12 protein-coding genes are annotated in these 22,773 nt (G+C 73.2%); 6 read left to right on the top strand and 6 right to left on the bottom strand.

All coding sequences use genetic code 11. From position 1 onward, the window contains the following. Window positions 1-135: 135 nt before the first annotated feature. Together AB0D67_RS22065 and AB0D67_RS22060 are read right to left on the bottom strand one after the other, a co-directional pair. On the bottom strand, window positions 136-723 hold the full coding sequence (locus AB0D67_RS22065; RefSeq protein WP_362938624.1) for a snapalysin family zinc-dependent metalloprotease: 588 nt from the start codon (window positions 721-723) through the stop codon (window positions 136-138). Between the two features lie 316 nt (window positions 724-1,039). Then, window positions 1,040-2,155, bottom strand: a complete 1,116-nt coding sequence (locus tag AB0D67_RS22060) for an alpha-lytic protease prodomain-containing protein (RefSeq protein WP_362938621.1) — start codon at window positions 2,153-2,155, stop codon at window positions 1,040-1,042. Between the two features lie 320 nt (window positions 2,156-2,475). Here AB0D67_RS22060 and AB0D67_RS22055 point away from each other — a divergent pair, with 320 nt between their 5' ends. Beyond that, window positions 2,476-3,708 (top strand): PP2C family protein-serine/threonine phosphatase, encoded by a 1,233-nt coding sequence (locus AB0D67_RS22055; RefSeq protein WP_362938618.1) that lies wholly within the window; start codon window positions 2,476-2,478, stop codon window positions 3,706-3,708. 96 nt (window positions 3,709-3,804) lie between these two features. Here the strand turns inward: AB0D67_RS22055 and AB0D67_RS22050 are convergent, their stop codons facing one another. Then, window positions 3,805-4,818, bottom strand: a complete 1,014-nt coding sequence (locus tag AB0D67_RS22050; protein WP_362938615.1) for an alcohol dehydrogenase catalytic domain-containing protein — start codon at window positions 4,816-4,818, stop codon at window positions 3,805-3,807. A gap of 307 nt (window positions 4,819-5,125) precedes the next feature. Between AB0D67_RS22050 and AB0D67_RS22045 the strand changes: the two genes are divergently transcribed. After that, window positions 5,126-6,835 carry a S8 family serine peptidase gene (locus tag AB0D67_RS22045; protein ID WP_362938612.1) on the top strand — a complete coding sequence of 570 codons (1,710 nt, stop codon included), beginning with the start codon at window positions 5,126-5,128 and terminating at the stop codon, window positions 6,833-6,835. A gap of 69 nt (window positions 6,836-6,904) precedes the next feature. On the opposite strand, the gene AB0D67_RS22040 is transcribed toward AB0D67_RS22045, so the two are convergent. The 3 genes from AB0D67_RS22040 to AB0D67_RS22030 form a co-directional block, all read right to left on the bottom strand. Continuing rightward, the gene (locus tag AB0D67_RS22040) at window positions 6,905-9,523 is read right to left on the bottom strand and encodes a M4 family metallopeptidase (protein ID WP_362938609.1); all 2,619 of its coding nucleotides are present in this window, start codon (window positions 9,521-9,523) and stop codon (window positions 6,905-6,907) included. A gap of 127 nt (window positions 9,524-9,650) precedes the next feature. Beyond that, window positions 9,651-11,474, bottom strand: coding sequence for a M4 family metallopeptidase (locus tag AB0D67_RS22035; RefSeq protein WP_362938606.1), 1,824 nt, complete (start codon window positions 11,472-11,474; stop codon window positions 9,651-9,653). A 138-nt stretch (window positions 11,475-11,612) separates the two neighbouring features. After that, a complete protein-coding gene (locus AB0D67_RS22030; protein ID WP_362938603.1) occupies window positions 11,613-14,153 on the bottom strand; it encodes a M4 family metallopeptidase in 2,541 nt (846 codons plus the stop codon). A 588-nt stretch (window positions 14,154-14,741) separates the two neighbouring features. Between AB0D67_RS22030 and AB0D67_RS22025 the strand changes: the two genes are divergently transcribed. From AB0D67_RS22025 to AB0D67_RS22010, 4 genes are all read left to right on the top strand, one after another. Then, the gene (locus AB0D67_RS22025) at window positions 14,742-18,188 is read left to right on the top strand and encodes a phosphodiester glycosidase family protein (RefSeq protein ID WP_362938600.1); all 3,447 of its coding nucleotides are present in this window, start codon (window positions 14,742-14,744) and stop codon (window positions 18,186-18,188) included. Between the two features lie 316 nt (window positions 18,189-18,504). Then, window positions 18,505-19,428 (top strand): SDR family oxidoreductase, encoded by a 924-nt coding sequence (locus tag AB0D67_RS22020; protein WP_362938597.1) that lies wholly within the window; start codon window positions 18,505-18,507, stop codon window positions 19,426-19,428. A gap of 180 nt (window positions 19,429-19,608) precedes the next feature. Further along, window positions 19,609-20,088: a hypothetical protein gene (locus AB0D67_RS22015; protein WP_362938589.1), complete on the top strand. Its 480-nt coding sequence runs from the start codon at window positions 19,609-19,611 to the stop codon at window positions 20,086-20,088. Further along, window positions 20,055-22,679 (top strand): M48 family metalloprotease, encoded by a 2,625-nt coding sequence (locus tag AB0D67_RS22010; protein ID WP_362938586.1) that lies wholly within the window; start codon window positions 20,055-20,057, stop codon window positions 22,677-22,679. The genes AB0D67_RS22015 and AB0D67_RS22010 overlap by 34 nt, the downstream gene beginning before the upstream one ends. Window positions 22,680-22,773 lie beyond the last annotated feature (94 nt).

Genomic DNA, 22,773 nt, shown 5'->3' with positions numbered 1-22,773 from the left:
GTGGTGGGTGGGGGTGTGGGGGGTGGCGGGGGCGGGGGGGGGGCCCGCCCCCCCCCGCCCCCCGGGCGGCCGCCCCCCCCCCCCCCCCCCGCCGGGAGGGGATGCCGGGTCGCCGCCGAGAAGGGCCGAGAAGGGTTACCTCAGGGCGGCCTCAGGGCTGTCGACGTAGATCTCGCCGAAGCGGATCGCCGGGGCGAAGCCGGCGAAGTTCCGGTTGACCTGGGCCTTCTCGGTCGAGTTCGGGTAGGGGTTGGTGCAGCTCGTGCCCGCGCTCGCGCCGGACATCAGGTCCGTGCACAGACCGGTGCGCCGGTCCGGCAGGCCCAGGATGTGACCGATCTCGTGGGCGGCGATCCGCAGCGGGTTGTGGCCCTCCGCGGTGGCCTGCCTGCCCATCCAGATGGTCCCCCGGCCCAGGCTGATCGGCTGGGTGCGGGGCCATCCGTCGTCGGCCAGGACGACGAAGTCCGCAGGGGTGCCGGCCACCAGGCGCACGTTGGACACGCTGGAGTTCCAGATCTGCGCGGCCTGGTCGACCGCCGAGCGGAACTCCGCGGCCCGGCTCGCGTCGTAGCGCAGCACGCGCACGGCCACCGCCTGCCGGGCGTCCGCCCCGGCCGCCCGCGCGAACGAGGTGGATGACGCGGACGAGGCGGGTGAGATCGCCACCAGGGCGGCGAGCCCTACCAGGAGGGCGGCGAGGGTGCGGATGATCCTGGACATCTGGGAGGCCTCCTCGGCCGTTGGGGGGTGCCCGTCAGGGCGAGGAAACCTCACCCTGACGGGGGACTTACGAGGGGTGCCGTTGTCCGGACCCCCTCGGGGGTGCCGTTGTCGGGACCCGCGAGGGGGCGCCGGTGTCTGGGCCCGCGAGGGGGCGCCGGTGTCTGGACTGAGGAGCGGAGGAGCGAAGCGACGGAGCGACGAGGGAAGGCACCGGGTCAAGAGCCCCCGAGCCGCGACGCGCCAGCGTCGCCATGAGCGCTACCCCGAGCCGCGACACGCAGCGTCGCAGTGTTACTGCGTCGCAGTACTACATTCAGCCGGTCTTGAGGGTCAGGCCGTAGGCGCTGAGGGCCTCGTTGACGGGCTGGAAGTAGGTCGTGCCGCCGGAGGAGCAGTTGCCCGAGCCGCCGGAGGTCATGCCCTGGGCCTGGTTGCCCGAGATGAAGGAACCGCCGGAGTCACCGGGCTCGGCGCACACGTTGGTGCGGGTCAGGCCGTAGACCGTGCCCTGCGCGTAGTTCACGGTCGAGTTGTACTGCTGGATGGTGCCGCAGTGCCAGCCGGTGGTGGAGCCGGAGCGGCAGACCGAGGCGCCGATCGCCGCCACGGACGAGCCGCGGACGGTGACCATGGCGCCGCCGGAGCCGCGCACGTACGGCGTGGGGGTGTGGCCCGGGGTGGAGACGTAGGAGTAGTCGTTGCCGGGGAACGACGAGCCGGCGAAGGTGCCGGACGGGTTGGTGGTGGTGGCGCCGGTCCGGCCGCAGTGACCCGCGCTGACGAAGCCGGGGCTGCCCGATCGGGTGACGGCGAAGCCGATGCTGCAGCGGCTGGTGCCGTTGATGTAGTACGCGCTGCCGCCGATGAGGTTGATGAACGTCTGGGGCTGCTCGGCGCTGACCTTGACCTGGACCGCGTCCAGGCTCAGGCCGGCCGCGGCGACGAGGGCCTCGCCGGCGGCCTGGTCGGCGGCCTGGACCACGACGCTGTTGGCCGGGATGTCGACGTACCACAGGGCGGCCTTGGCCCTGGCGGCCTCGGGGGCCTGGTCGAGCTTTGCCTTGACCGCGTCGAGGTCGGCCAGTGAGCGGCCGACGACGACGGGCTGGGCGCCCTGAGCCTTGATGGTGGGAGTCTGGGCGGCGTCGCTGGTGGCGACGATGAACTGCGAGGCGTCGGCGTTGAACCACGCCCCCGCGTACTTGGCGCCGAGCGCCTTGGTCAGGTTGGCCTGCACGCCCATGGCGCGGGACTCGTTGGCGAGCCGCTGAACGGCCTGCTCGGCGGTGATGCCCAGGTCGCGCTGGAGGGCGTCCATGGCGGCCGGGGGGAGGGGTGCGGAGGCGGCCTGTGCCGCGGTGGGCGACAGGGTGGCCGCGAGGGCCAGGGCGGCGGTGGCTCCGGTCAGGAGGGTACGTCGACTGAACATCAGCACTCCTTGTGAGGGGTGCTGTCAAAGTATTGGCCGGAGCGTCCCGGCGGGATCTGCCAAAAACCCCCTATCGCCGTGTTATGGGCCCCCGGCCGGTTCCGCCGGGCCTGCCCCCGTGTGGGCCCCGTGCGTGACGTCCCCAATGAGGAGAGATGTCATGATTTAGGCTATTTTCAGATGAAGGAAAACTCGACATAGCCCGCTGGTTTCGGGGCAGCTTCGCGTCAGGCGTTCCGTCCACCCGCCCGTCGGCGGGGCCGCGACCTCCCGGAGAGGGGCCGCGAAAGCGCGGACCGCCCACGCGAGACGGGAGCCAGATGACCGACTCTCCCAGAGACACCGCCCGGATGCTGACCGGCCTGCTGACCGCCAGCCATCTCGTCGCGCTCGAACGGCTGCCCTCCCTCGTCAACGAGCACGCCGCCCGCGCCGGCCTGTTCGGCGTGCAGATCTACGTCGTCGATCTCCAGCAGCAGGTCCTGCGCCTGATGACCGGCCACAGCCTCGACACGGCGCACAACGAGGGCTCCGAGCCGGGAGAGCTGCGCGTCGACGGCACCCTCGCCGGCCGGGCCTTCCAGGAAGTTCGGGTCCTGCCGAAGATCGGCGACGAGGACGAGCTGGAGTGGTGGTGGGTGCCGGTGCTGGACGGCGCCGAACGCCTCGGCGTCATCCGCGTCAGCGCCCGGGTCCCGGACGACCAGGCCCTCTCCGACGCCAAGGCCCTCGCGTCGCTGATCGCACTGCTCATCGAGAGCAAGCGCCGCCACAGCGACTCCTACGCCCGGCTGGTGCGCACCCGCTCGATGAACGTCGCGGCCGAGATGCAGCAGAACCTCATGCCGCTGAACACGTTCGCCAACGAGGACGTGGCGGTCAGCGCCGCCCAGGAACCGGCCTACGAGGTGGGCGGTGACGCCTTCGACTACGCCGTCTTCGGCGACATGGTGCACCTGGCGATCTTCGACGCCATGGGACACGACACCGCCGCCGGGATCACCGCCAGCCTCGCGGTCTCCGCCTGCCGCCACAGCCGCCGCCGGGGAACCGACCTGATCGGGACGAGCGAGAACATCGAGCGGGTCCTGGTCGAGCAGTTCGGCCGGGCCAACCGGTTCGCCACCGCGATCCTGGCCCACCTCGACACCAAGACCGGCGAGCTGACCTGGGTCAACCGCGGGCACCACCCGCCGGTGCTGATCAGGGCCGGCCGCTGGGTCGGCACGCTGGAGTGCCGTCCCGCGCACCCCATGGGCCTCGATCTCGGCCTGCCGGTGACCCTCTGCACGGAACAGCTGGAACCCGGCGACCGGCTGCTGTTCTACACCGACGGCATCATCGAGGCCCGTGACGAGGAGGGGCGGGAGTTCGGACTGGAGCGTTTCATCGACTTCGTCATCCGCCAGAACTCCGCCGGGCTGCCGATCTCCGAGACCCTGCGCCGCCTCATCCACCAGCTGCTCGAATACCACGACCACAAGTTGCAGGACGACGCCACCGTCCTGCTCGTGGAGTGGCGGGGCTCCGCCCAGGGGGGACTGCGCCTCTGACGCGCCGCGCCTCTGACGCACTCCGGCGCTCCGCCGTACGGTCACCGTCGCCGGAGGGCGCGCCGGTCGCCGGCGCGGGAACCGGCGGCCCGCCGCTCACCTCCGCGGATCGACGTGGATCTTCGGGCCCTGGCCCGCCCCGGCCGGACGCGAGCCCGCCAGCACGCCGGCCGCCTCCTCCAGGCCGACCGTGGCGGCCACCAGCGGGCGCGGATCCACCTCCCCGGAGGCGTAGTGCTCGATCGTCTCGGCGAGCCCGCCGGAGCCGCTCAGCACCCCGGTCATCGTCACGTCCTTGAGGACCATCGCCCGGGTGTCGACCGTGCTGGGTTCCGGCGCCAGGCCGACGCAGACCACCCGTCCGCTCGGCTCCACCAGGTCCAGGGCCCGCGCCGGCAGGGCGGGGGAGGTGGAGGCGTCGATCACCGCGTCGAACGGCCCCGCGGGCAGCCGCTCGGCCGTCCAGGCCCCGTGCGCCCCGAGCGCGCGGGCGAACGCCAGCGACCGCTCCGAGACGCCCAGGACGTGCACCTCCGCCCCCTGGATCAGCGCGAACGAGGCCGCGAGCAGCCCGATCGAGCCGGGGCCGGCCACCAGCACCCGGTCGCCCGGCTCCACCTCCGCCGCCTGTACGGCCCGCAGCGCGTTGCCGCCCGGCTCCACCATGGCGCCGGCCACCGCGTCGACCTCCTCCGGCAGCGGGTGCAGCGCCGTGACCGGCACCGCCACCTGCTCGGCCAGGGCGCCCGGCCACCCGCCGCGGATGCCGATCTCGTGGCGGGCGTCGCACACGTGCGGCCGCCCCGCGCGGCAGCGGCGGCACCGGCCGCAGCCGAGCATGGTGTCGCCGGTGACGCGCCGGCCGATCCAGCGCTCGTCCACCCCCTCGCCCACGGAGGCGACGGTCCCGCACCACTCGTGCCCGACACGCACCGGGTAGCGCGCGTGGCCCTGGTGGAGGTAGGCCATCTCGCCGGTGAAGAACTCGACGTCGGTGCCGCACAGCCCGGCCCGTTCCACGTCCACGACGACCTGGCCCGCCATCGGGGCCGGCGGCTCGACGTCCAGCACCGAACACCGGCGCGGTTCGGTGATGACGAACGCTCTCACTTCTCACCTTCCGAATGCGGGGCGGCCCTCGGAAAAGGACCGTACGGCCGGCGCGCCGGCCCGCGGCCGTGCTTCCGAACCCATACGGACAATGGAATTCCATACGTTAGAGGAACATTTCCGAAAAAGGAACATGCTGGTGGTGGCGCGGCGGCGCGGTTAACGCTCCGGCACGCTTAACGTCCGGACACGGCGCGGAAAGCCTCCGGTCCTTGCTTCGCCGTACCGGGGTGCAATTCCCTGGCCTATGCATCGCCCCGCCGGTGAATTCGCACCGGCGGGAGGAGAATCCGACACGGAGGTATGCGTGAAGCGCGTCATCGTCATCGCCGCCGCTGCCGCCCTCACCACGGCCACACTGGCGGTCCCGGCGCAGGCGCGGAGGCCGGACACGGCGCCGGGGGAGGGACGCGGCGGCGGGTACGTGGTCCTGTACCGGCGGGGCGTGAGCGCCGCCGACGCCCGGCGGGCCGTCCTGGCGGCGGGTGGCACCGTCACCAGGGAGAACGCCGCCGTCGGCGTCGCCACCGTCACCGCGACCGGCCCCGCGTTCGCCGACGCGCTCCGGGCCGACCCCCGGATCGAGGGCGTCGCCCGCGACATGGTCATCGGCCGGGTCCCGCAGCGGAGCGGGCCGGTACGGGCCCCCGACGGCGCGGTCCGGACGGACGACCCCGACGCGGCGGACTCCGGTGCGTCCGCGCTCCGGCCCGAACCGCTGGCCGTCCGGCAGTGGGACATGCGGCAGATCCACGCCACCGTCACCGGCTCCTACCGGCGGTCGCGGGGCACCCACGCCGTGCTCGTCGGCATCCTCGACACCGGCGTGGACGCCACCCACCCCGACATCGAGGCCAACTACAACGCCGGGCTGAGCCGCAACTTCACCGTCGACATGCCGGTCGACGCCAACGGCAAGGAACTCGACGGCCCGTGCGACCAGGAACCGGACAGGTCCTGCACCGACCCGGCCACCGTCGACGAGAACGGCCACGGCACGCACGTGGCGTCCACGATCGCCTCCCCGATCAACGGGCTGGGCGTCGCGGGCGTCGCACCCGGCGCCTCGATCGTCAGCCTGCGGGTCGGCCAGGACAGCGGCTACTTCTTCCTCCAGCCGACCGTGGACGCGCTGACCTACGCCGCCGACAACGGCGTCGACGTGGTCAACATGAGCTACTACGTCGACCCCTGGCTGTTCAACTGCACCGATAACCCCGCCGACAGCCCCGAGGAGCGCCGGGACCAGCAGACGGTCATCACGGCCGTCCAGCGGGCCCTCGACTACGCCCACGACCGGAACGTCACCCTGATCTCCGCCGTGGGCAACGGCGCCGGCGACTACACCAAGCAGATCCTCGACACCTCGAGTCCCGACTTCGCCCGGGTGGCCGGGCAGCGGACCCGCAACCGGCTCATCCCGCCGTCCTGCCTGTCCCTGCCGAGCGAGGGCGACCACGTGCTCGCGATCTCGGCCACCGGCATCAGCGGGCGCAAGGCGTACTACTCCGACTACGGCGACGGCTACGTCTTCGCGGCCGCCCCCGGCGGTGACGTCTACGACACGCCGACCAAGACCCAGAACATCACCCGGGCGGTGCTCGCCGCCTACCCGAAGTCGGTGGCCGAGAAGCGGGGCGAGCTGAACCCCGACGGCACGCCCAGGATCGCCGACATCGTGCGCAGCTGCCGGGGCCGCGTCTGCGGCTACTACGAGTACCTCCAGGGCACCTCCATGGCCTCCCCGCACGCCGCCGGGGTGGCGGCGCTGATCGTCAGCCGGTACGGCGTGCCCGACCCGGTCCACGGCGGCAAGACGCTCGCCCCGGACGTCGTGGAGCGGCGGCTCAGGACGACCGCCACCCGGCGGTCCTGCCCCGTCCCGCCCGCCTACACGTACGTCCGGCGGCTGGCCGGCGGCGGGGAGATCACCACGACCCAGGTGTGCGAGGGCACCTCGATCCGCAACGGCTTCTTCGGCTACGGCGTCGTCGACGCGCTGCGGGCGGTCAGCTGATCCCCCACCGACCCGGACGCGGCGCGGCCCCGGTCCCCTCGGAGGGGACCGGGGCCGCGCCTCACCGGGTCAGGACCTGGTGATCCTCACGTCGTCGATCCCCGCCTCGACGAGGCTGTCGGGCAGGTCATCGGCGGCCTCCACCACGATGCGGATCGGCTGCCCGGCGAACTCCGACAGGTTCACCGTCGCGGTCCGCCACTCGCCGGGCCGGACGGTGGGGGCTCCGAACTGCTGGAGCACCACGGTGTTGGCGGTCGGGCTGACCACCCGGACCCGGAAGTAGTCCTTGCCGCTGGAGTTGGCCAGATGGGCGAAGTACCACGCGAACGTCATGGTCAGCGTGCCGGGGGGAAGCGCGATCTCCCGGGAACGGATGGTCGTCACGCCGCCGTCGACGTCGTTCGCGCCCACCCGGTCGCCCGCCAGCCGCCCGGTGACCAGGTCGTTCTTGCCCACGAAAGGCGCGAGCTGCAGCGGCGTCCTCCCGGCGAAGGTGGGCTGGGGCACGCCGCGCTCCCATCGGCCGGTGGTCGCGGTGTCGGTGCCGTTCGGGTTCGCCGTCCACCCCAGGTCGGTGCTGAAGTCGTCGAAGAAGACGGCGTTGCTGGTGGAGTCGACGGTGAGCGTGAGCGTGACCGTCCGGTCGACGTTGACGCCGTCGGCGAGGATCTGCGCGCTGTAGGAGCCGGACGGCGTGCCGACCGGGATCAGGACGCTCAGCGTCGAGGACTCGCCCGTGGTGATCTTCTGCGGGGTGAAGACGGCGGTCGCCGCCTCCGGCAGCCCGGAGATCGCGAACGCCACGGCCTGCGGCTTGCCGGCCGTGGTCCGGGTCGTGACCGTCGTGGTCGCCCGCTGCCCGGGATCCACGCCGACCGACGCGGGATCGACGGACAGGTCGAAGTCGTTGCCCGACACGCACTGGGCGGGTTCGCCCGGCGCGGCCGGGACGTTCACCGCGTCCCAGGCGTCCCTGACCGCGTTGAACTCGACGCAGGAATCCGGGAACAGCTCCAGCGCGGCCTGCAGGGTGGACTTACGGGCGAGCTGGTGGGTCCAGGTGTCGGTCTTGCGCAGCAGCGAGGCCATGAAGATCTGCCCGGCCTTCTTGATGCCGATGCCGTTGACCCGGCTTCCGTCGCAGGTGGGGCTGGGCGGCTGCCCGTCGGTGGGGTTGCTGCCCTCGGCGAGGAGGTAGAACCAGTGGTTCTGCACCCCGGCCCCGGCGTGCGGCTCCAGGTCGAGCACCGCGGGGGAGAAGCAGTCGGGGTTGCCGGCGATCAGTGACGGCTTGTACAGGTAGCGGACCGCGCCGGTGCCCAGCAGGTCGGCCTTCGCGCCGATGGCGTAGCCCGGCACGTCGTAGGGCGGCGGCTGGTCGGCGTAGAACTTCGTCAGCGTGGCGAAGATGTCACCGGCGGACTCGTTGAGCATCGCCTTCTCGTTGCTCCCGGTCGAGCCGCCGGGGGTGTTCTGGAAGACGGCGTGGCCGAACTCGTGGGCCACGATGTCCAGTGACGTGGCCTGGCGCCGGCCGTCCTCCGAACGGCCGAAGTTGGCGTAGTCGCCGGCCCAGTAGGCGTTGACCTCGTTCAGGCCGACCCGGGCCGGGTAGCCGCCGCCGGCGCCGGTGAACCCGTTGCGGCCCAGCCAGGCGCCCAGCATGTCCCATTCCTTGCCGATGGCGTACAGGGCGTCCACGCAGCCGGTCTCCAGGTTGGTGCCCGAGCCGTCGCCCCAGCTGTCGTCGGCGCCGACGAAGGCGGAGCCGTTCTGGCCGCCGCAGCTCACCCCCGCACGGACGGCGTCCGTCAGCGCGTACGTCGTGTTGAGCCGCTTGCTGCTGACGGTGACCGGGCCGTTGTAGAAGCTCGTCCCCACTCCCAACAGGAACGGCACGGGCGTGGGGAGGGTCCCGCTGATGGGCACGGGCGTCGTGCTGGGCACGGGTGCCGTGGGCGTGGGCGTCGGCATGGCTGCCGGCGTCGGGGCGGGCGTGGGAGCCGGGCCGGACCGGGGACGGGGGCCCGGCCGGACCGAGACCTCGGTCCTGACCTCGTCGGACTTCTGCAGCACCTCGCCGGTGCGGGCGTCGACGAGGACATTCAGCCGGCTGGGGACCAGGGTGCGGGCGCCGGTGAAGCCCTCCCTGTACTGCTGTCCGGTGACGACGACCTCATAGGCGAGGATCCCGGTGCCCCGGGCCAGCACCACCAGTTTCGGGACGGTGGACGACGTCACCTTGGGAAGCTGGGCGCGGGCGATCCTGGAGGCCCGGAGGCGGGTGAGCTTGGGCACGGTGGAGACGTTCAGCGTCTCGGTCTGGGCGATGGAGGTGCTCAGCACGCCGCCGCTGGCGTTGGTGACGACGACGAAGTCGCCGCCGACGACCGGCAGGCCGTTGTAGGTGCGCTGGTAGGGCACGTAGAAGGTGTTGTTCAGGCCGGCGATGACCTCCTTGTGGAAGAAGGCGTCCTTCTCCGAGGCGTGCAGCACCTCCGGCCGGGCCTCGATCAGGCGCTCGGCGGCGATCAGCGGCTGGTCGGAGGCGGGCCGGTCGGATGTGGACCGGACGGAGACGGAATCCGGGCCCGGGTCGGCGAGCGCCGGAGCCCCCGGCAGGGCCGGCGCGGTGGACAGGGCGACCAGGAGGCCGGTGAACATGGATATGAGAGGGCGTCTCATCGTGCTTCCTTTTCTTGGGTTCTCAGATGACGGCTTCTCGGGCGGCCGTTTCCCGGGACGGCGTCCCGGGCTGTGACCCGGTTCCCCGGGCCGTCGGGACCGCCGGGGTCGCGGTGGCGTCCACCGGTCAGGACCGGGTGATCAGGATGTCGTCGACGCCCGCCTCGACCAGGCTGGGCGCCGCGTTGTCGGCGGCCCGGAACCGCAGGCGGATCGTCCGCCCGGCGAACTCCGACAGATCGACCGTCGCGGTCCGCCAGACGCCGGGCCGTACGGTCGGGGAGCCGAGCACCTGGAACACCACGGGCTCCCCTTCGGGGAGGACCACGCGGGCCCGCAGGAAGTCGTCCTCGCTGGAGTTGGCCAGGTGGGCGAAGTACCAGGAGAACGTCAGCGTCAGCTTCCCGTCGGGCAGCCTGATCTCGCGTGAGCGGACGGCCGTGGCCCCGCCGTCGATGTCGTCGGCGCCCGCGCTGCCGCCCGCCAGGCGGCCGGTGACCAGGTCGTTCGCTCCCGCGACCGGGGTGCCGAGCTGCATCGGCACCCGTCCCACGCGGGTCGCCTCCGGGGCGCCGCGCTCCCACAGGCCGGAGGTGGCGGTGTCGGTGCCGTCCGCGTTCCGGGTCCAGCCGCGTTCTGCGTTGAACGTCTCGGCGTAGACGACGCCGCGCGGCGCGCCGACGGTGAGGACGAGCGTGACCGTCCGGTCGACACCGGTGCCGTGGCCGAGGACCTGCGCGCTGTAGGAGCCGGACGGGGTGCCGGGCGCGAGGCGGACCGCCAGCCGCGTGGACCCGCCGGAGACGACCAACGGGGGGTCGAAGGAGGCGGTCGCGCCGGGCGGCAGGTTGTAGGCGGAGAAGGTCACCGGCTGCGGGGGGCCGGAGAGCGTCCGGGTGCCGATCGTGACGGTCGCCCGCTCACCCGGGCCCAGGGTCACCACCGCCGGGTCGATCGCCGGCACGAAGTCGGTGCTGGGCCGGCAGGTGGCGGGCTCGTTCCGCGCGGCGGGGACGCCGACGGCGTCCCAGGCGGCCCTGACGGTGTCGAACTCGGCGCAGGAGCCGGGGAAGAGCTGGAGGGCGGCCTCCAGGGCGGCCTTGCGGGCGAGCGGATAGGTCCAGACGACGGTCCGGCGGTTCTGCATGGCAGCGAGGATCCGCCCGGCTCTGCCGGCGCCGATGCCAGTGACGCGGCTGCCGTTGCAGGTACGGTCACGCGGCTGCTCACCGGCCGGATCGCCGCCCTCGGCGAGGAGATGGAGCCAGTGGCTCTGCACCCCGGCGGTGGCGCGCGGTTCCAGGCCGGGCATCGCGGGGGAGTAGCAGCCGGGTGCCGGGTCCGGCCGGGAGACCCGTCCTCCCGGGCCCGGCGGAGCGGTCTCCACGACCTCGTCGGACTTCTCCACGACCTGGCCGGTGCGGGCGTCGACGAAGACGTGCAGCCTGACCGGCCGCCCTCCCCGCCGGCCGGTCACGACGACCTCGTAGGCGAGGATCCCGGTGCCGCGGGCCATCACGAGCAGCTTCGGGGGGCCGGCGGCGGTGGCCCCGGGCAGCTGGGCGCGGGCGATCCGGGAGGCCCGGAGGCGGGTGAGTTCGGGCACGGTGGAGACGTTCAGCGTCTCGGTCTGGGCGATGGAGGTGCTCAGCACGCCGCCGCTGGCGTTGGTGACCACGACGAAGTCGCCGCCGTACACCGGCAGGCCGTCGTAGGTGCGCTCGTAGGGGATGTAGTGGATGCCGTTCAGGCCGACGGTGGCCTCCTTGTGGAAGAAGGCGTCCTTCTCCGAGGCGTGCAGCACCTCCGGCCGGGCGTCGACCAGGCGCTCGGCGGCCACCAGGGGGACGTCACCGGTGGGAGGCGGGACGGGCTGCCCCGCCGGCCGGGCCGGGGCCGCGGGCAGCGTCACCAGCAGGACGGCCGCCGCGGATGTGGCGATGCGTTTCATCGGTTCCCTTTTCTCGGGTGACGGCCCGGACGGGAGCGGAGGACTTCTCGGGCGGCGACCGGGACGGGGATCGGAGGACGGCGGCTCCGCGTTCCGCCCCGGCCCCCGCGGAGAGGAGCCGGGACGGAACCGGTCCTCTCAGGACCTGGTGATCCGTACGTTGTCGACGGCGGCCTCGATGAGGCTCGGCGTCGCGTTGTCGGCGGCCTCGAACAGCAGCCGGACGGGCTTTCCGGCGTAGGCGGACAGGTCGACCGTCGCGGTCTGCCAGGCGCCGGGCCGTACGGCCGGCGCGCCGAGCTGCTGGAACACCAGCGTGCTGGACGTCCCGGACTGCACCCGGGCCCGGAAGAAGTCCGCGCTGGTGGCGTTGTCCAGATTGGCGAGATACCAGGAGAACGTCAGCGTCAGCTTCCCGGACGGCAGCGTGATCTGCGGTGAGCGGATGGACGTCACCCCGCCGTCCACGTCGTAGTCGCCCGCGGAGGTGCCCGCCAGGCGGCCGGTGACCAGGTCGTTCTGACCGGCGAAGGCGGTGAGCTGCAACGGGGTCTGGCCGTAGAAGGTGGGCTGCGGGATGCCGCGCTCCCACCGGCCGGTGCTCGCGGTGTCGGTGCCGCTCGGGTTCGCGGTCCAGCCCAGGGACGTCTCGAAGGCGTCGTCGAAGACGACGCCGCCCGCCGCGCCGACCGTCACCACGAGCGAGGCCGTACGGTCCACGGCGGTGCCGTCACCGGTGACGATCGCCCTGTAGCTGCCGGCGGAGGTGGTCGCGGGGACCGAGACCGTCATGGTGGAGGAACCGCCCGAGGACACCGACGCCGGGCTGAAGGACGCGGTCGCGCCCGGCGGCAGGTCCGCGACGGAGAACGTCACGGTCTGCGCGCTGCCCGAGGTCGTCTGCGTGCTCACCGTGACCGTCGTCTTCTGCCCCGGTTGCACGCTCACCGTCTGCGGGCTGAGCGTCAGTGAGAAGTCGTTGCCGCCCCCGCCGCCCGTGCAGGTGGCGGGCTCACCGGAGGCGGCCGGGACGCTGACGGCGTTCCAGGCGGCCTTGACCGCGTTGAACTCCGTGCAGGAGCCGGGGAACAGCTCCAGCGCGGCCTGCAGGGTGGCCTTGCGGACCAGCTGGTGGGTCCAGGTGTCGGTCTTGCGGTTCAGCGCGCTCATGAAGATCTGGCCGGCCTTCTGGATGCCGATGCCGGTCAGCGTGGTGTTGTTGCAGGTCGGGCTGACCGGCTGGCCGTTGGTCGGGTTGGTGCCCTCGGCGAGGAGGTAGAACCAGTGGTTCTGCACCCCGGCCCCGGCGTGCACCTCCAGATCGGGCACCGAGGAGGAGTAGCAGTCGGGGTTGCCGGAGATCAGCGACGGCTTGTGCATGTAGCGGATCGGGCCGCCTCCGACGAGGTCCACCTTCTCGCCGACGCTGTAGTCCGGCGTGTCGTAGGGGGGCTTGCCGTCGGCGTAGAACTCCGTCAGCGCGCCGTAGATGTCGCCCGCGGACTCGTTGAGGATGCCCTTCTCGTTCTCGCCGATCGAGCCGCCGGGAGTGGTCTGGAAGAGCGCGTGCCCGAACTCGTGGGCGACCACGTCGATCGACGTCGTCTGACGCTGGTTGTCCTGCGTGTGGCCGAAGTTGGCGTAGTCGCCGGTCCAGTAGGCGTTGACGTCGCTCAGGCCGACCCGGATCGGGTAGCCGCCGCCGGTGCCGTTGATGCCGTTGCGGCCCAGCCAGGACCTGAGCATGTCCCATTCCCTGTTCACCGCGTACAGGCTGTCCACGCAGGCGGTCTCCAGGCTGGTGCCCGAGCCGTTGCCCCAGGTGTCGGTGGCCTTGGTGTAGGCGGAGCCGTTCTGGCCGCCGCACTGGACGCCCGAGCGGTTGGGGTCGGTCATCGAGTACGTCGTGCCGGACTTGGAGGTGCCGATGGTGACCGGGCCGTTGTAGAAGCCGGTCCCGTCGCCGGGCGTGGCCCGGAGCGGTCTCCGGGCGGTGTTCGTGGGTCCCGCGGTCCCTGCGGCGGTGCCTGTGGTCTCAGCGGTGGGCCGTACGGTGTCGTCGGTCTTGACCTCGTCGTCCTTGAAGATGACCTCGCCGGTCTTGGCGTCGACGAAGACGTGCATCTTGCTCGGGATCTTGCTGCGCAGGGTGGGGACGAAGCCCTGGGTACGGTCCCTGCCGGTCACGACGGTCTCGTAGGCCAGACGTCCGGAGCCCTTGGCGAGCACGACCAGCCGCGGGGCGGAGACCCGGCGGGGGTCGGTGATCTGCCGCCGGGAGATCGCCGCGGCCTGGGCCGGGGTGATCTCCGGCACGGTGTCGAGGGCGAGCGGCTGTTTCTGGGCGATGGAGGTGCTCAGCAGGCCGCCCTGGTTGTTGGTGACGACGACGAAGTCGCCGCCGAAGACGGGCAGGCCGTCATGGGTGCGGGTGTAGGGGATGTAGTGCAGGCCCCCCACGCCCACGAAGTCCTCCTGCCGGTAGAACTGGTCGGCGGGGGCCGCGAGGAGGGCGGGCGGCTGCGTCTGGACGAAGCGGTCCGCCGACGTGCCCGGGTCCTCGGGGGTGGGGACGGGCGGCTGACCGGGAACGGTGTGTGCGGACACCGGTGCGACGGGCGTTATCAGGGAAATGCCCGTTATCGCGGTCAATAGTGTGAACTTGATGGAGCGTTTCACGCGCTGCTCCTTTTCCTGGACGTTACTGAATTGATCACCTCCCGGGTATCCTGGACGATGATCACGGGCTCTTCCGGAGGATATCCGCGTCCAGTCGGATTTCCAGGATATGAATCGCCTTCGGCGCGTTCATCGACGACTTTGGGACATCGTCTGAAAAACGGTGAAATTGGCCCTGTAAAAGGTCTGGGGAGTGCGATGAGTGTCGCCAGGAAAAGCGAGTTAAGCCGGTTCGAGGATGATAAATCCGGCTATCTCGGGTGCTCGGTGTGGGGTGCCGGCTACCGGATGGGCGCGGGCCGCCGGTTCCCGGCACCGGTGCCGGCTGCGGAACGCGGAGTGCCGGAGTGCCGAAGTGCCGAGATGTGGAGGGCAGGGCGCCGGAGTGAGGGCTCCGGCTCCGCGGCGTCACCCGACGGTGCCGTCCTGCTCGCTCCGCCGTCCGCCCTTCAGTCCTGCCCGCCCCGCTGTACGACCCGTATGGCCCGGTGGCGGGCCCGAGGCGGGAGCGGGTCCGGGGCGGTCGCGCCGCCGCGGAGATCGTGAAATTTTCTTTTAAGACACTTTGAAGTCTTGAAACTTGTAACCATGACACGGTTGAGTTCGATCGTGCCTCCACGTCACCACCCCCGCCTCACGGCCGTGGCCCTCATCGCCCCCCTGCTGGCGTTCGGCGTCCCCGGACCCGCCCAGGCCGACCCCCGGCCCCCGCAGCCCGCCCTCGTCGAGGACGCGCCCCCCGCCTCCTCCGCCCGGGAGACCTCCACCCTGCTCGTCGCCCCCGGCACGCAGCGGCTGGAGACCGACAGGAAGACCAGGCCCGTCGCGCCGGGCGTCACGCTGACCTCCTTCGACACCTACGACGCCGCCGGCTGGCTGCGCGCCGACGCGATCACCGCCGACCTCACCGGCGGCGCACGCGTCGGCTACGTCTCCTCCGGGGAGGTGTCGAAGACCGAGCCGCTGTCCGGGCCGGTACGGCGCACCCGCGCCGTCGCCGCCGTCAACGGCGACTTCTTCGACATCAACAACACCGGAGCGGCCCAGGGCGCCGGCGTCCGCGACGGCGAACTGGTCCAGTCGCCGATCTCCGGCCACCCCAACGCCGTCGCGGTCACCCCCGACGGCATCGGCCGCGTGCTGCAGATGAACTTCGACGGCACCGCCACCCCGGCCGGCGGCGCCCCGATCACCCTGACCCAGTTCAACCAGCTCGTCCAGACCGGCGGCGTCGGCCTGTTCACCCCGCTGTGGGGCTCCTACGACCGCGGCCGCGCGGTCGGGAGCGCCACCGCGGTCACCGAGGTCGTGCTGCGCGACGGCGCCGTCGCCGAGGTCCGCCCCGCCGCCGGGAGCGGCCCGATCCCGGCCGGAACCTCGATCCTGCTCGGCCGCGACGCCGGGGCGGCGGCGCTGGCCGCGCTGAAGCCGGGCGACCGCGTCGACGTCCGCTACCAGCCCAAGGCGTCCGACGGCAAGGCCGTGCGGACCGCCGTCGGCGGCGGCGCGATCCTCATCAGGGACGGCGTCGTCCAGCACTCCTCCGACAACACCGCCCACCCCCGCACCGCCGTCGGGTTCTCCGCCGACGGCCGGAAGATGTACCTGCTCACCGTGGACGGCCGCCAGGCCGACAGCCGGGGCGTCACCCTCGACGAGCTCGCCGCGATGATGACCGAGCTCGGCGCGCACGACGCGATCAACTTCGACGGCGGCGGCTCCTCCACGATGCTCGCCCGCGAGCCTGGCTCCGCCGACGCCCAGGTGGAGAACAGCCCCTCCGACGGCGAGGAGCGCCACGTCCCCAACGGCCTGGCCCTCTACGCCCCCGAGGGCAGCGGGAAACTCAAGGGCTTCTGGGTGGAGACCGCCGCCGACCCCGCCAGGGCCCCCGGCACCGGCCCGGTCGCGGGCGGCCACACCGAGCGCGTCTTCCCCGGCCTCACCCGCGTGCTCACCGCCGCCGGCTACGACGAGACGTACGGCCCCGCCGAGGGGGACCCGGCCTGGCGGGCCACGCCGGCCCTGCACGGCCTCGTCGGCCGCGACGGCGTCTTCCACGCCCTGGTGCCCGGACAGACGACCGTCACCGCCTCGCGCGGCGGCGCCACCGGGAAGATCGGGCTCACCGTCCTGCAGCCCCTGACGCGGCTCGGCGCCACCGCCGACCGGGTCGGCCTCGCCGGCGAGGGGGCCACGGGCTCCTTCGGCGTGGTCGGATACGACCGCAACGGCAACTCCGCGCCCATCGAGCCCGCCGACGTGCGCCTCGACCACGACACCGCCCTGTTCGACGTCACCCCCGCCGAGCACGGCCTGTTCACCGTCAAGGCGAAGAAGGAGACCGGCTCCGGCCTGGTCACCGTACGGGTCGGCAAGGTCAGCGCGGCGGTGCCGGTGACCGTCGGCTACCGGGACGTCCCGGTGGCCGCCTTCGACGACGCCGCCTCCTGGACGTTCGCCGCCGCCCGCGCCACCGGGTCGCTGTCGGCGGCTCCCGGCCACGACGGCGGCGGGCTGAAGCTGAGCTACGACTTCACCCAGTCCACCGCGACGCGCGCCGCCTACGCGAGCCCGCCCGCGCAGATCACCGTGCCGGGCCAGCCGCAGGCGTTCGGCATGTGGATCAACTCGGCCGGGAACGGGGAGTGGCCGAGCCTGGAGTTCTACGACGCCCAGGGCCAGTCGCAGATCCTGCGCGGGCCGTACCTCACCTGGACCGGCTGGAAGTACGTCGAGTTCACCGTCCCGCCCGGCGTCAACTATCCCCTGAAGCTCCGCCGCTTCTACGTCGCCGAGACCGCGGCCGACCACAGTTACAAGGGCGAGATCACCGTCGACGGGCTCGTCGCCAAGGTCACGCCGGAGGTGACCGCCCCGGCGGCCCCCAAGGTCGCCGACCCGGTCGTCCGCACCGGCGCCGAGGTGGCCGCGATGCCGTGGCGGTTCGCCGTCATGTCGGACGGGCAGTTCGTGGGACGGTCCCCCGACAGCGACATCGTGGCGAACGTCCGCCGCACCCTGCGCGAGGTGAAGGCGGCGAAGCCCGACTTCCTCGTCATCGACGGCGACCTCGTGGACGAGGCGTCGCCGGAGGACTTCGCGCTGGCCAAGCGGATCCTGGACGAGGAACTCGGCGGCGAGCTGCCGTACCGTTACGTGCCCGGCAACCACGAGGTGATGGGCGGGAAGATCGACAACTTCAGGGCCGTCTTCGGCGACACCCACGCCTCCTTCGACCACAAGGGCACCCGGTTCATCACCCTCGACACCTCGCGCCTGAACCTGCGCGGCGGCGGGTTCGACCAGATGGCGATGTTCCGCGAGCGGCTCGACGCGGCCGCGAAGGACCCCTCGATCGGCTCGGTGACCGTGCTGTTCCACGTGCCGCCGCGCGACCCGACCCCCGGCAAGGGCAGCCAGCTCGGCGACCGCAAGGAGGCCGCGCTGGTGGAGGGCTGGCTGGCCGACTTCCAGCGCGTCACCGGCAAGGGGGCCGCGTTCGTCGGCGGGCACGTCGGCACCTTCCACGCCTCGCGCGTCGACGCCGTGCCGTACTTCATCAACGGCAACTCCGGCAAGAACCCGGCCACCGCGGCCGACGACGGAGGCTTCACCGGCTGGTCGCTGTGGGGCGTCGACCCGGTGACGGAGAAGGAGGCCGAGCACGTGCGGCGCAACTGGTTCACCGACGCGCCGGAGTGGATCGGCGCGCAGGTCCGCCCGCACGTCGACGAGCTGACCCTCACCGTCCCCGCCTCGGTGCAGGTCGGCCGTCCCGCCGAGGTGTCGGCGGCCCTGACGCAGGCCGGGCGGAAGGTGCCCGTCGCCCACCCGGTCTCGGCCGACTGGTCCGGCTCGCCGAACCTGCACGTCGGCTCCCGCGCCGGCGTCAAGCCCTGGCACGTCGCGGTGCTCGACCCGGCGACCGGCACGCTCACCGCGCTGCGGTCCGGGCAGGTCGTCGTCGCGGTCACCGTCAACGGCGTCACCCGCCGGGCGACGGTCGAGCTGGCCGCCCGCTCGGCCGCCTGACCCGCGGGGCCGGTCCGGGCCCCCGTCCGGACCGGCCCCCTCCCCATGTACGCACGCTCCCGGCGGGGAAACGGATGATCAATACGACGGCTGATACGGTGACCGACCCGATACGGGCGGGCGACCCGGATGTGATATCGAAATCGTGACATTCACCGGCGCGAACGGCACGGGACCGGTGATCCCGCCGGTCCCGGGGAGGGCGGGCGCCGGCGCCCCGGCCGGCGTCGTTGACAACGGCGGCGCCCGCAGGAACCCTCCCATCGGGACGTGCCTCCCGGACCGGCCGGGACGCGGTTCCGTGAGCGGAGGACGGATGAGCGGCATCGTCGAGGGACTGGTGGTCGTCGTCACCGGGGCGGCTCGGGGCATCGGGCGCGGGCACGCGCTCGCGTTCGCCCGCGAGGGCGCCAGGGTGGTCGTCAACGACCTCGGCGCCGGGGTGGACGGCACCGGCGCGTCGGCCGGACCGGCCCACGAGGTCGCCGAGGAGATCCGCGCCCTGGGCGGCGAGGCGATCGTCAACGGCGAGGACGTCTCCGACTTCGACGGGGCGGGCAGGCTCGTCCGGGCCGCCGTCGAGCACTTCGGCGACCTGAACGTCCTGGTCAACAACGCCGGCATCCTGCGCGACCGGATGCTGGTCAACATGACCGCCGACGAGTGGGACGCCGTGGTCCGGGTCCACCTGCGCGGCACGTTCGCCCCGCTGCGGCACGCCGCCGCCCACTGGCGCGGACTCGCCAAGTCCGGCTCCCCGGTCCACGGCCGCGTCATCAACACCACGTCCTCGTCGGGCATCTACGGCAACCCCGGGCAGGCCAACTACGGCGCCGCCAAGGCCGGCATCGCGGCGCTGACCGTCATCGCCGCCCAGGAGCTGGCCCGGTACGGCGTGACCGTCAACGCCCTCGCCCCCACGGCGCTGACCCGGATGACCGAGAACCTCGCGCCCGGCCGGGGCGGCGGCGCCACCCAGAGCTTCGGCGACCTGGACCCGGAGGACATCGCGCCGCTGGCCGTGTGGCTGGCCTGCGCGGAGGCGTCGGGTGTCACCGGCCGGGTCTTCAACGTGCGCGGCGGCTCGATCAGCGTGGCCGAGGGCTGGCACGCCGGGCCCGAGGCGGACAAGGGGTCGCGCTGGGAGCCGGCCGAGCTGGGCGCGGTGATCCCGGACCTGGTGGCCAGGGCGGCGCCCAACGCCCTGCAGAACGGCCGGATCCCGGATCGGGACGCCTGACCACCCCGAATATCCATATATCCGGAAATATCTGAAATGGCGGCTGATTGTCGCGGGGAGATTTCAGGGATTTCCCGAAAACCAGGCTCCGATCCGGACTCACCCCTGGGTGAGCGGGGTCTCACGGCGTATCATCGGGACGCCTCGGGGGACGAATTCCGTTCCTGTCCGGAGGTGCCGGTGACGTTCCCCGCGGACGGCGATCGGCGCGCGTTGGTGCGTGCCCTGGTCGCCGAGTTCGCTCCCGAAGAGCTGCCCGACTTCGACCTCATGACGGAGGCGTACTTCGCCTCGCCCGGCGCGGCCCGCCGGGCGCGCAGACCCCGTGACCAGCCGGGCGGCGCGCTCCCCGACCCGGGCGATCCGACGTTCACCAACCTCATGTGGGGGGTGGTCGCCGGGCTCACCACCGAGCTGGTCGTCCTGTCGGTCCGTCAGGGATGGTTCCGCCTACGGCGGCGACGCCGGAAGCCGGTGGCCGGTCCCGGCGATCCCCTGCCGGAGCTGCCGCCCGGCGACGAGGCGGCCGCCCGGGAGCGGATCGCCCACGACCTCCGCGAACTCCGCGGGCCGGGCCCGGCGGGGTCCCCGCCGGCCGAGGCCGTCGCGGAACGGTTCGTCGACAGGTGGGGACGGCGCGACTGGACCCCGCCGGGATGACCGCCGGACGGGTCGGCCCCTTCCTCCTGCCCGCCGCGACGACCTCCCGGTTCGTCCTGCTGATCGCGGTCACCCTCTCCGCCACCGGGTTCACCTGGGATCTGGTGGCGGGCGGCTCCTCCGGATGGCGGGAGGCGTACCTGGGCTGCGACCGGGCAGCCGCCGCGGCTGCCCGGCGGCTGCCCGCCGGCCCCCTGGCCGCCGACTACCTGCGCTGCGTGGACGACGTCGGCGGGGATCGGATGCTCGGCGGCGTCGTGGCCATGGCCGCCGTGGGCTGCCTGATCGTCGCGCTGCACGCCGTACGGCCCCGGCTGACCATCGGACGCCAGGGGCTGGTGCCGGCCGACCCCGTCCGCCACGCCGAACTCCACGAGACCGTACGGCGGCTCGCCGGAGCCGAGGGGTTGCGGCGCGTCCCGCGGATCCTGATCGACGCCAACCGCAAGCTGCCCGACGGATGGGCCTTCGGCTGCTACCCCCGCTACCACCTGCGGCTCAACATCGGGGTCCTCCAGGCGGGCCGTGAGGAGGCCCGCGCACGGGAGGTCGCGGCCCCGGGGGAGGAGCATGAGGGCGGCGGGAGAGGCGCGGTCGAGTCGGTCGTCCTGCACGAGCTGGCCCACCTGAGGAACCGCGACGTCGACCTGACCGGGCTCACCCTGGCCGCCGTGTGGGTCTTCCCCGTCGTCGTGGCCGCGCCCTCGCTGCTGTTCACCCTCGTGCACGCCCCGGGACGGCTCCTGGACACCGGCCTGCGGGTGCTCGCCGCCACGGCGCTGGTCGCGGCGCTGGCGGCCGCCGTGCTCAGGTCACGCGAACACTACGCCGACGTGCGGGCCGCGGCCGCGGGCGGAGGGCCCGTCACCCGGGACCGCGGCCGTACCGGGCCGCTCCAGAGACTGCTGCCGATGCACCCGGACGACTCCCGGCGGGCGGAGGTCGTCCGGAACCCCGGCATCCTGCTGCGGTGGGCGGCGGGGGAGGCGTTGGGCGCGGGAATCGTGACCGGCCTCGGGCTCTCCCACCTTCAGATGATCATCGGGCCGGGGCTGGGCGGCGACTCGCGATACGCCCTGCCCCTCGCCGCGCTGCCCTACGGGCTGCTGACCACGGCCGTCGTCGGGGCCGGCGCCTACCGGGCGACGCTCCTCACCCTCCTCACCGGGGACCGCGGCCCCCGTGGAACGCTCCAGGGAACGGCGCTGGCGGCGGGAATCCTCCTCGGCCGGCTGATCTCCCCGTCCCCCATGCGCGTCCCCTGGGTCACGGCCGTGGTGCGGGAACCGCTCGCCGCCGCGGGGACGGGGGCCGTCCTGCTGCTGATGTGCGTGGCGTTCACCCGATGGCTCCCGGTGGCCGCGGCGGCGTGGCTGCCCGTCGCCCGGGGGAGGACGCTGCTGCCCGTCCTCGCCGGAGGCGTCGTCCCGGCCGCGTCGGCCTTCGGGCCATGGCTCGGCGCCTGGGTCATCGCGTCGTCCGTCGCCCTGGAGACCGGTGACCTCCCCGCCGGGCTCTACATGCTGGGCGCCCACCTCTTCGACGCGGCGCTGCTCACCGTCCTCTGGGTGGCCCTGCTCCACCCGCTGGGGGCGTGGCTGCGGCACAGGAGACCCGGACGGGACATCCGTCCGGGGGCCGGTGAGGCGATGGCGTTGCCGCCCGCGCGGATCCGGCCTCTGCTCGCCCTGGCGCCCGCCGCGGCGGTGTTCGCCCTCGGCGCGGTGAACGGTCTCCTCCATCTCGACCGGTTCCTCGCCGGCGGCCTCCTCCGGGTGGGCGGAACCGTGCGCGGAGACGCCTTCGACGTCCTCCTGGCGCAGGTCGCGGCGCTGCTGGTCCTCTTCTGGGCGGCCCAGTTCCTGGCGGCGCTCGTGGTGGCGGCCCTGGCCGGCGGCGGTGGAACGGGCATCGGCCTCGCCCACGGCATGCTCGCCGCGCTGGCGACCGGGATCGCCGGCACGGTCCTCGTCGCCGTCCTGGCCTTCGGCGCCACCGGGCGGCCGGCCCCGCCGTGCGTGCCGGGGTCACCGGACTGCGACCCCCTGGTCATGCTCCGCGGCGCCGGCACCGTGCTGCTGGCGGTGACCGCGGGCGGCACTGCCGCCGGAGCCGTCGCGTCCCTGATGGCCGTCGGGGTGCGCGCCCTGGTCCGGCGGCGGGCGGCGCGGCCCGGCCGTCCGGCGGCCGCCTGGGCCCGGCGGTCCGCCTCGCTGCTCGCCGCCGTGTGCGCCGTGGCCTGGGCGGCGGTGATGGTCCAGGTGTGGCTGGCCGAGACCGGGCGTGCTCCCGGGCTGGAGAACCGCCCTCTCACGAGTTCCGCCTCGGCCGTGCCGCCTCCCGGGCCGCCGGGGACCCGTGCCGCGGGCTCGGCGTGCGCGCGGGTCGCGGCCGCCGAGGCGGTCCTCTTCCTGGGCGACGACTACTACGCGGCCTGGGCCGGGGCGTTCGCCCGCCTCGCCGAGACGGACGACCCCTTCCTCGCGAAGCTGGGGGCCGCGGGTCATCCGGCGGCCCGGGACGCCTCGGCTCGCATGTCCCCGCTGCAACGGCCGGTCCACGAGTACTGCCTGCGGGTCCCGCCCGGCTGAGCCGGTCGCGACGGCGGGCCCGGGACGTGTCCCCGGCGACGTGAAAGGACCGCCCCCGGCCACGGGTGGCGGGGGCGGTCCGTCCGGCGGGCCT

Source organism: Streptosporangium sp. NPDC048047 (assembly GCF_040653115.1).
Taxonomy (GTDB): domain Bacteria; phylum Actinomycetota; class Actinomycetes; order Streptosporangiales; family Streptosporangiaceae; genus Streptosporangium.
The sequence above is the reverse complement of the archived record's forward strand: the minus strand, read 5'-3'. Positions and strand labels throughout refer to the sequence as shown.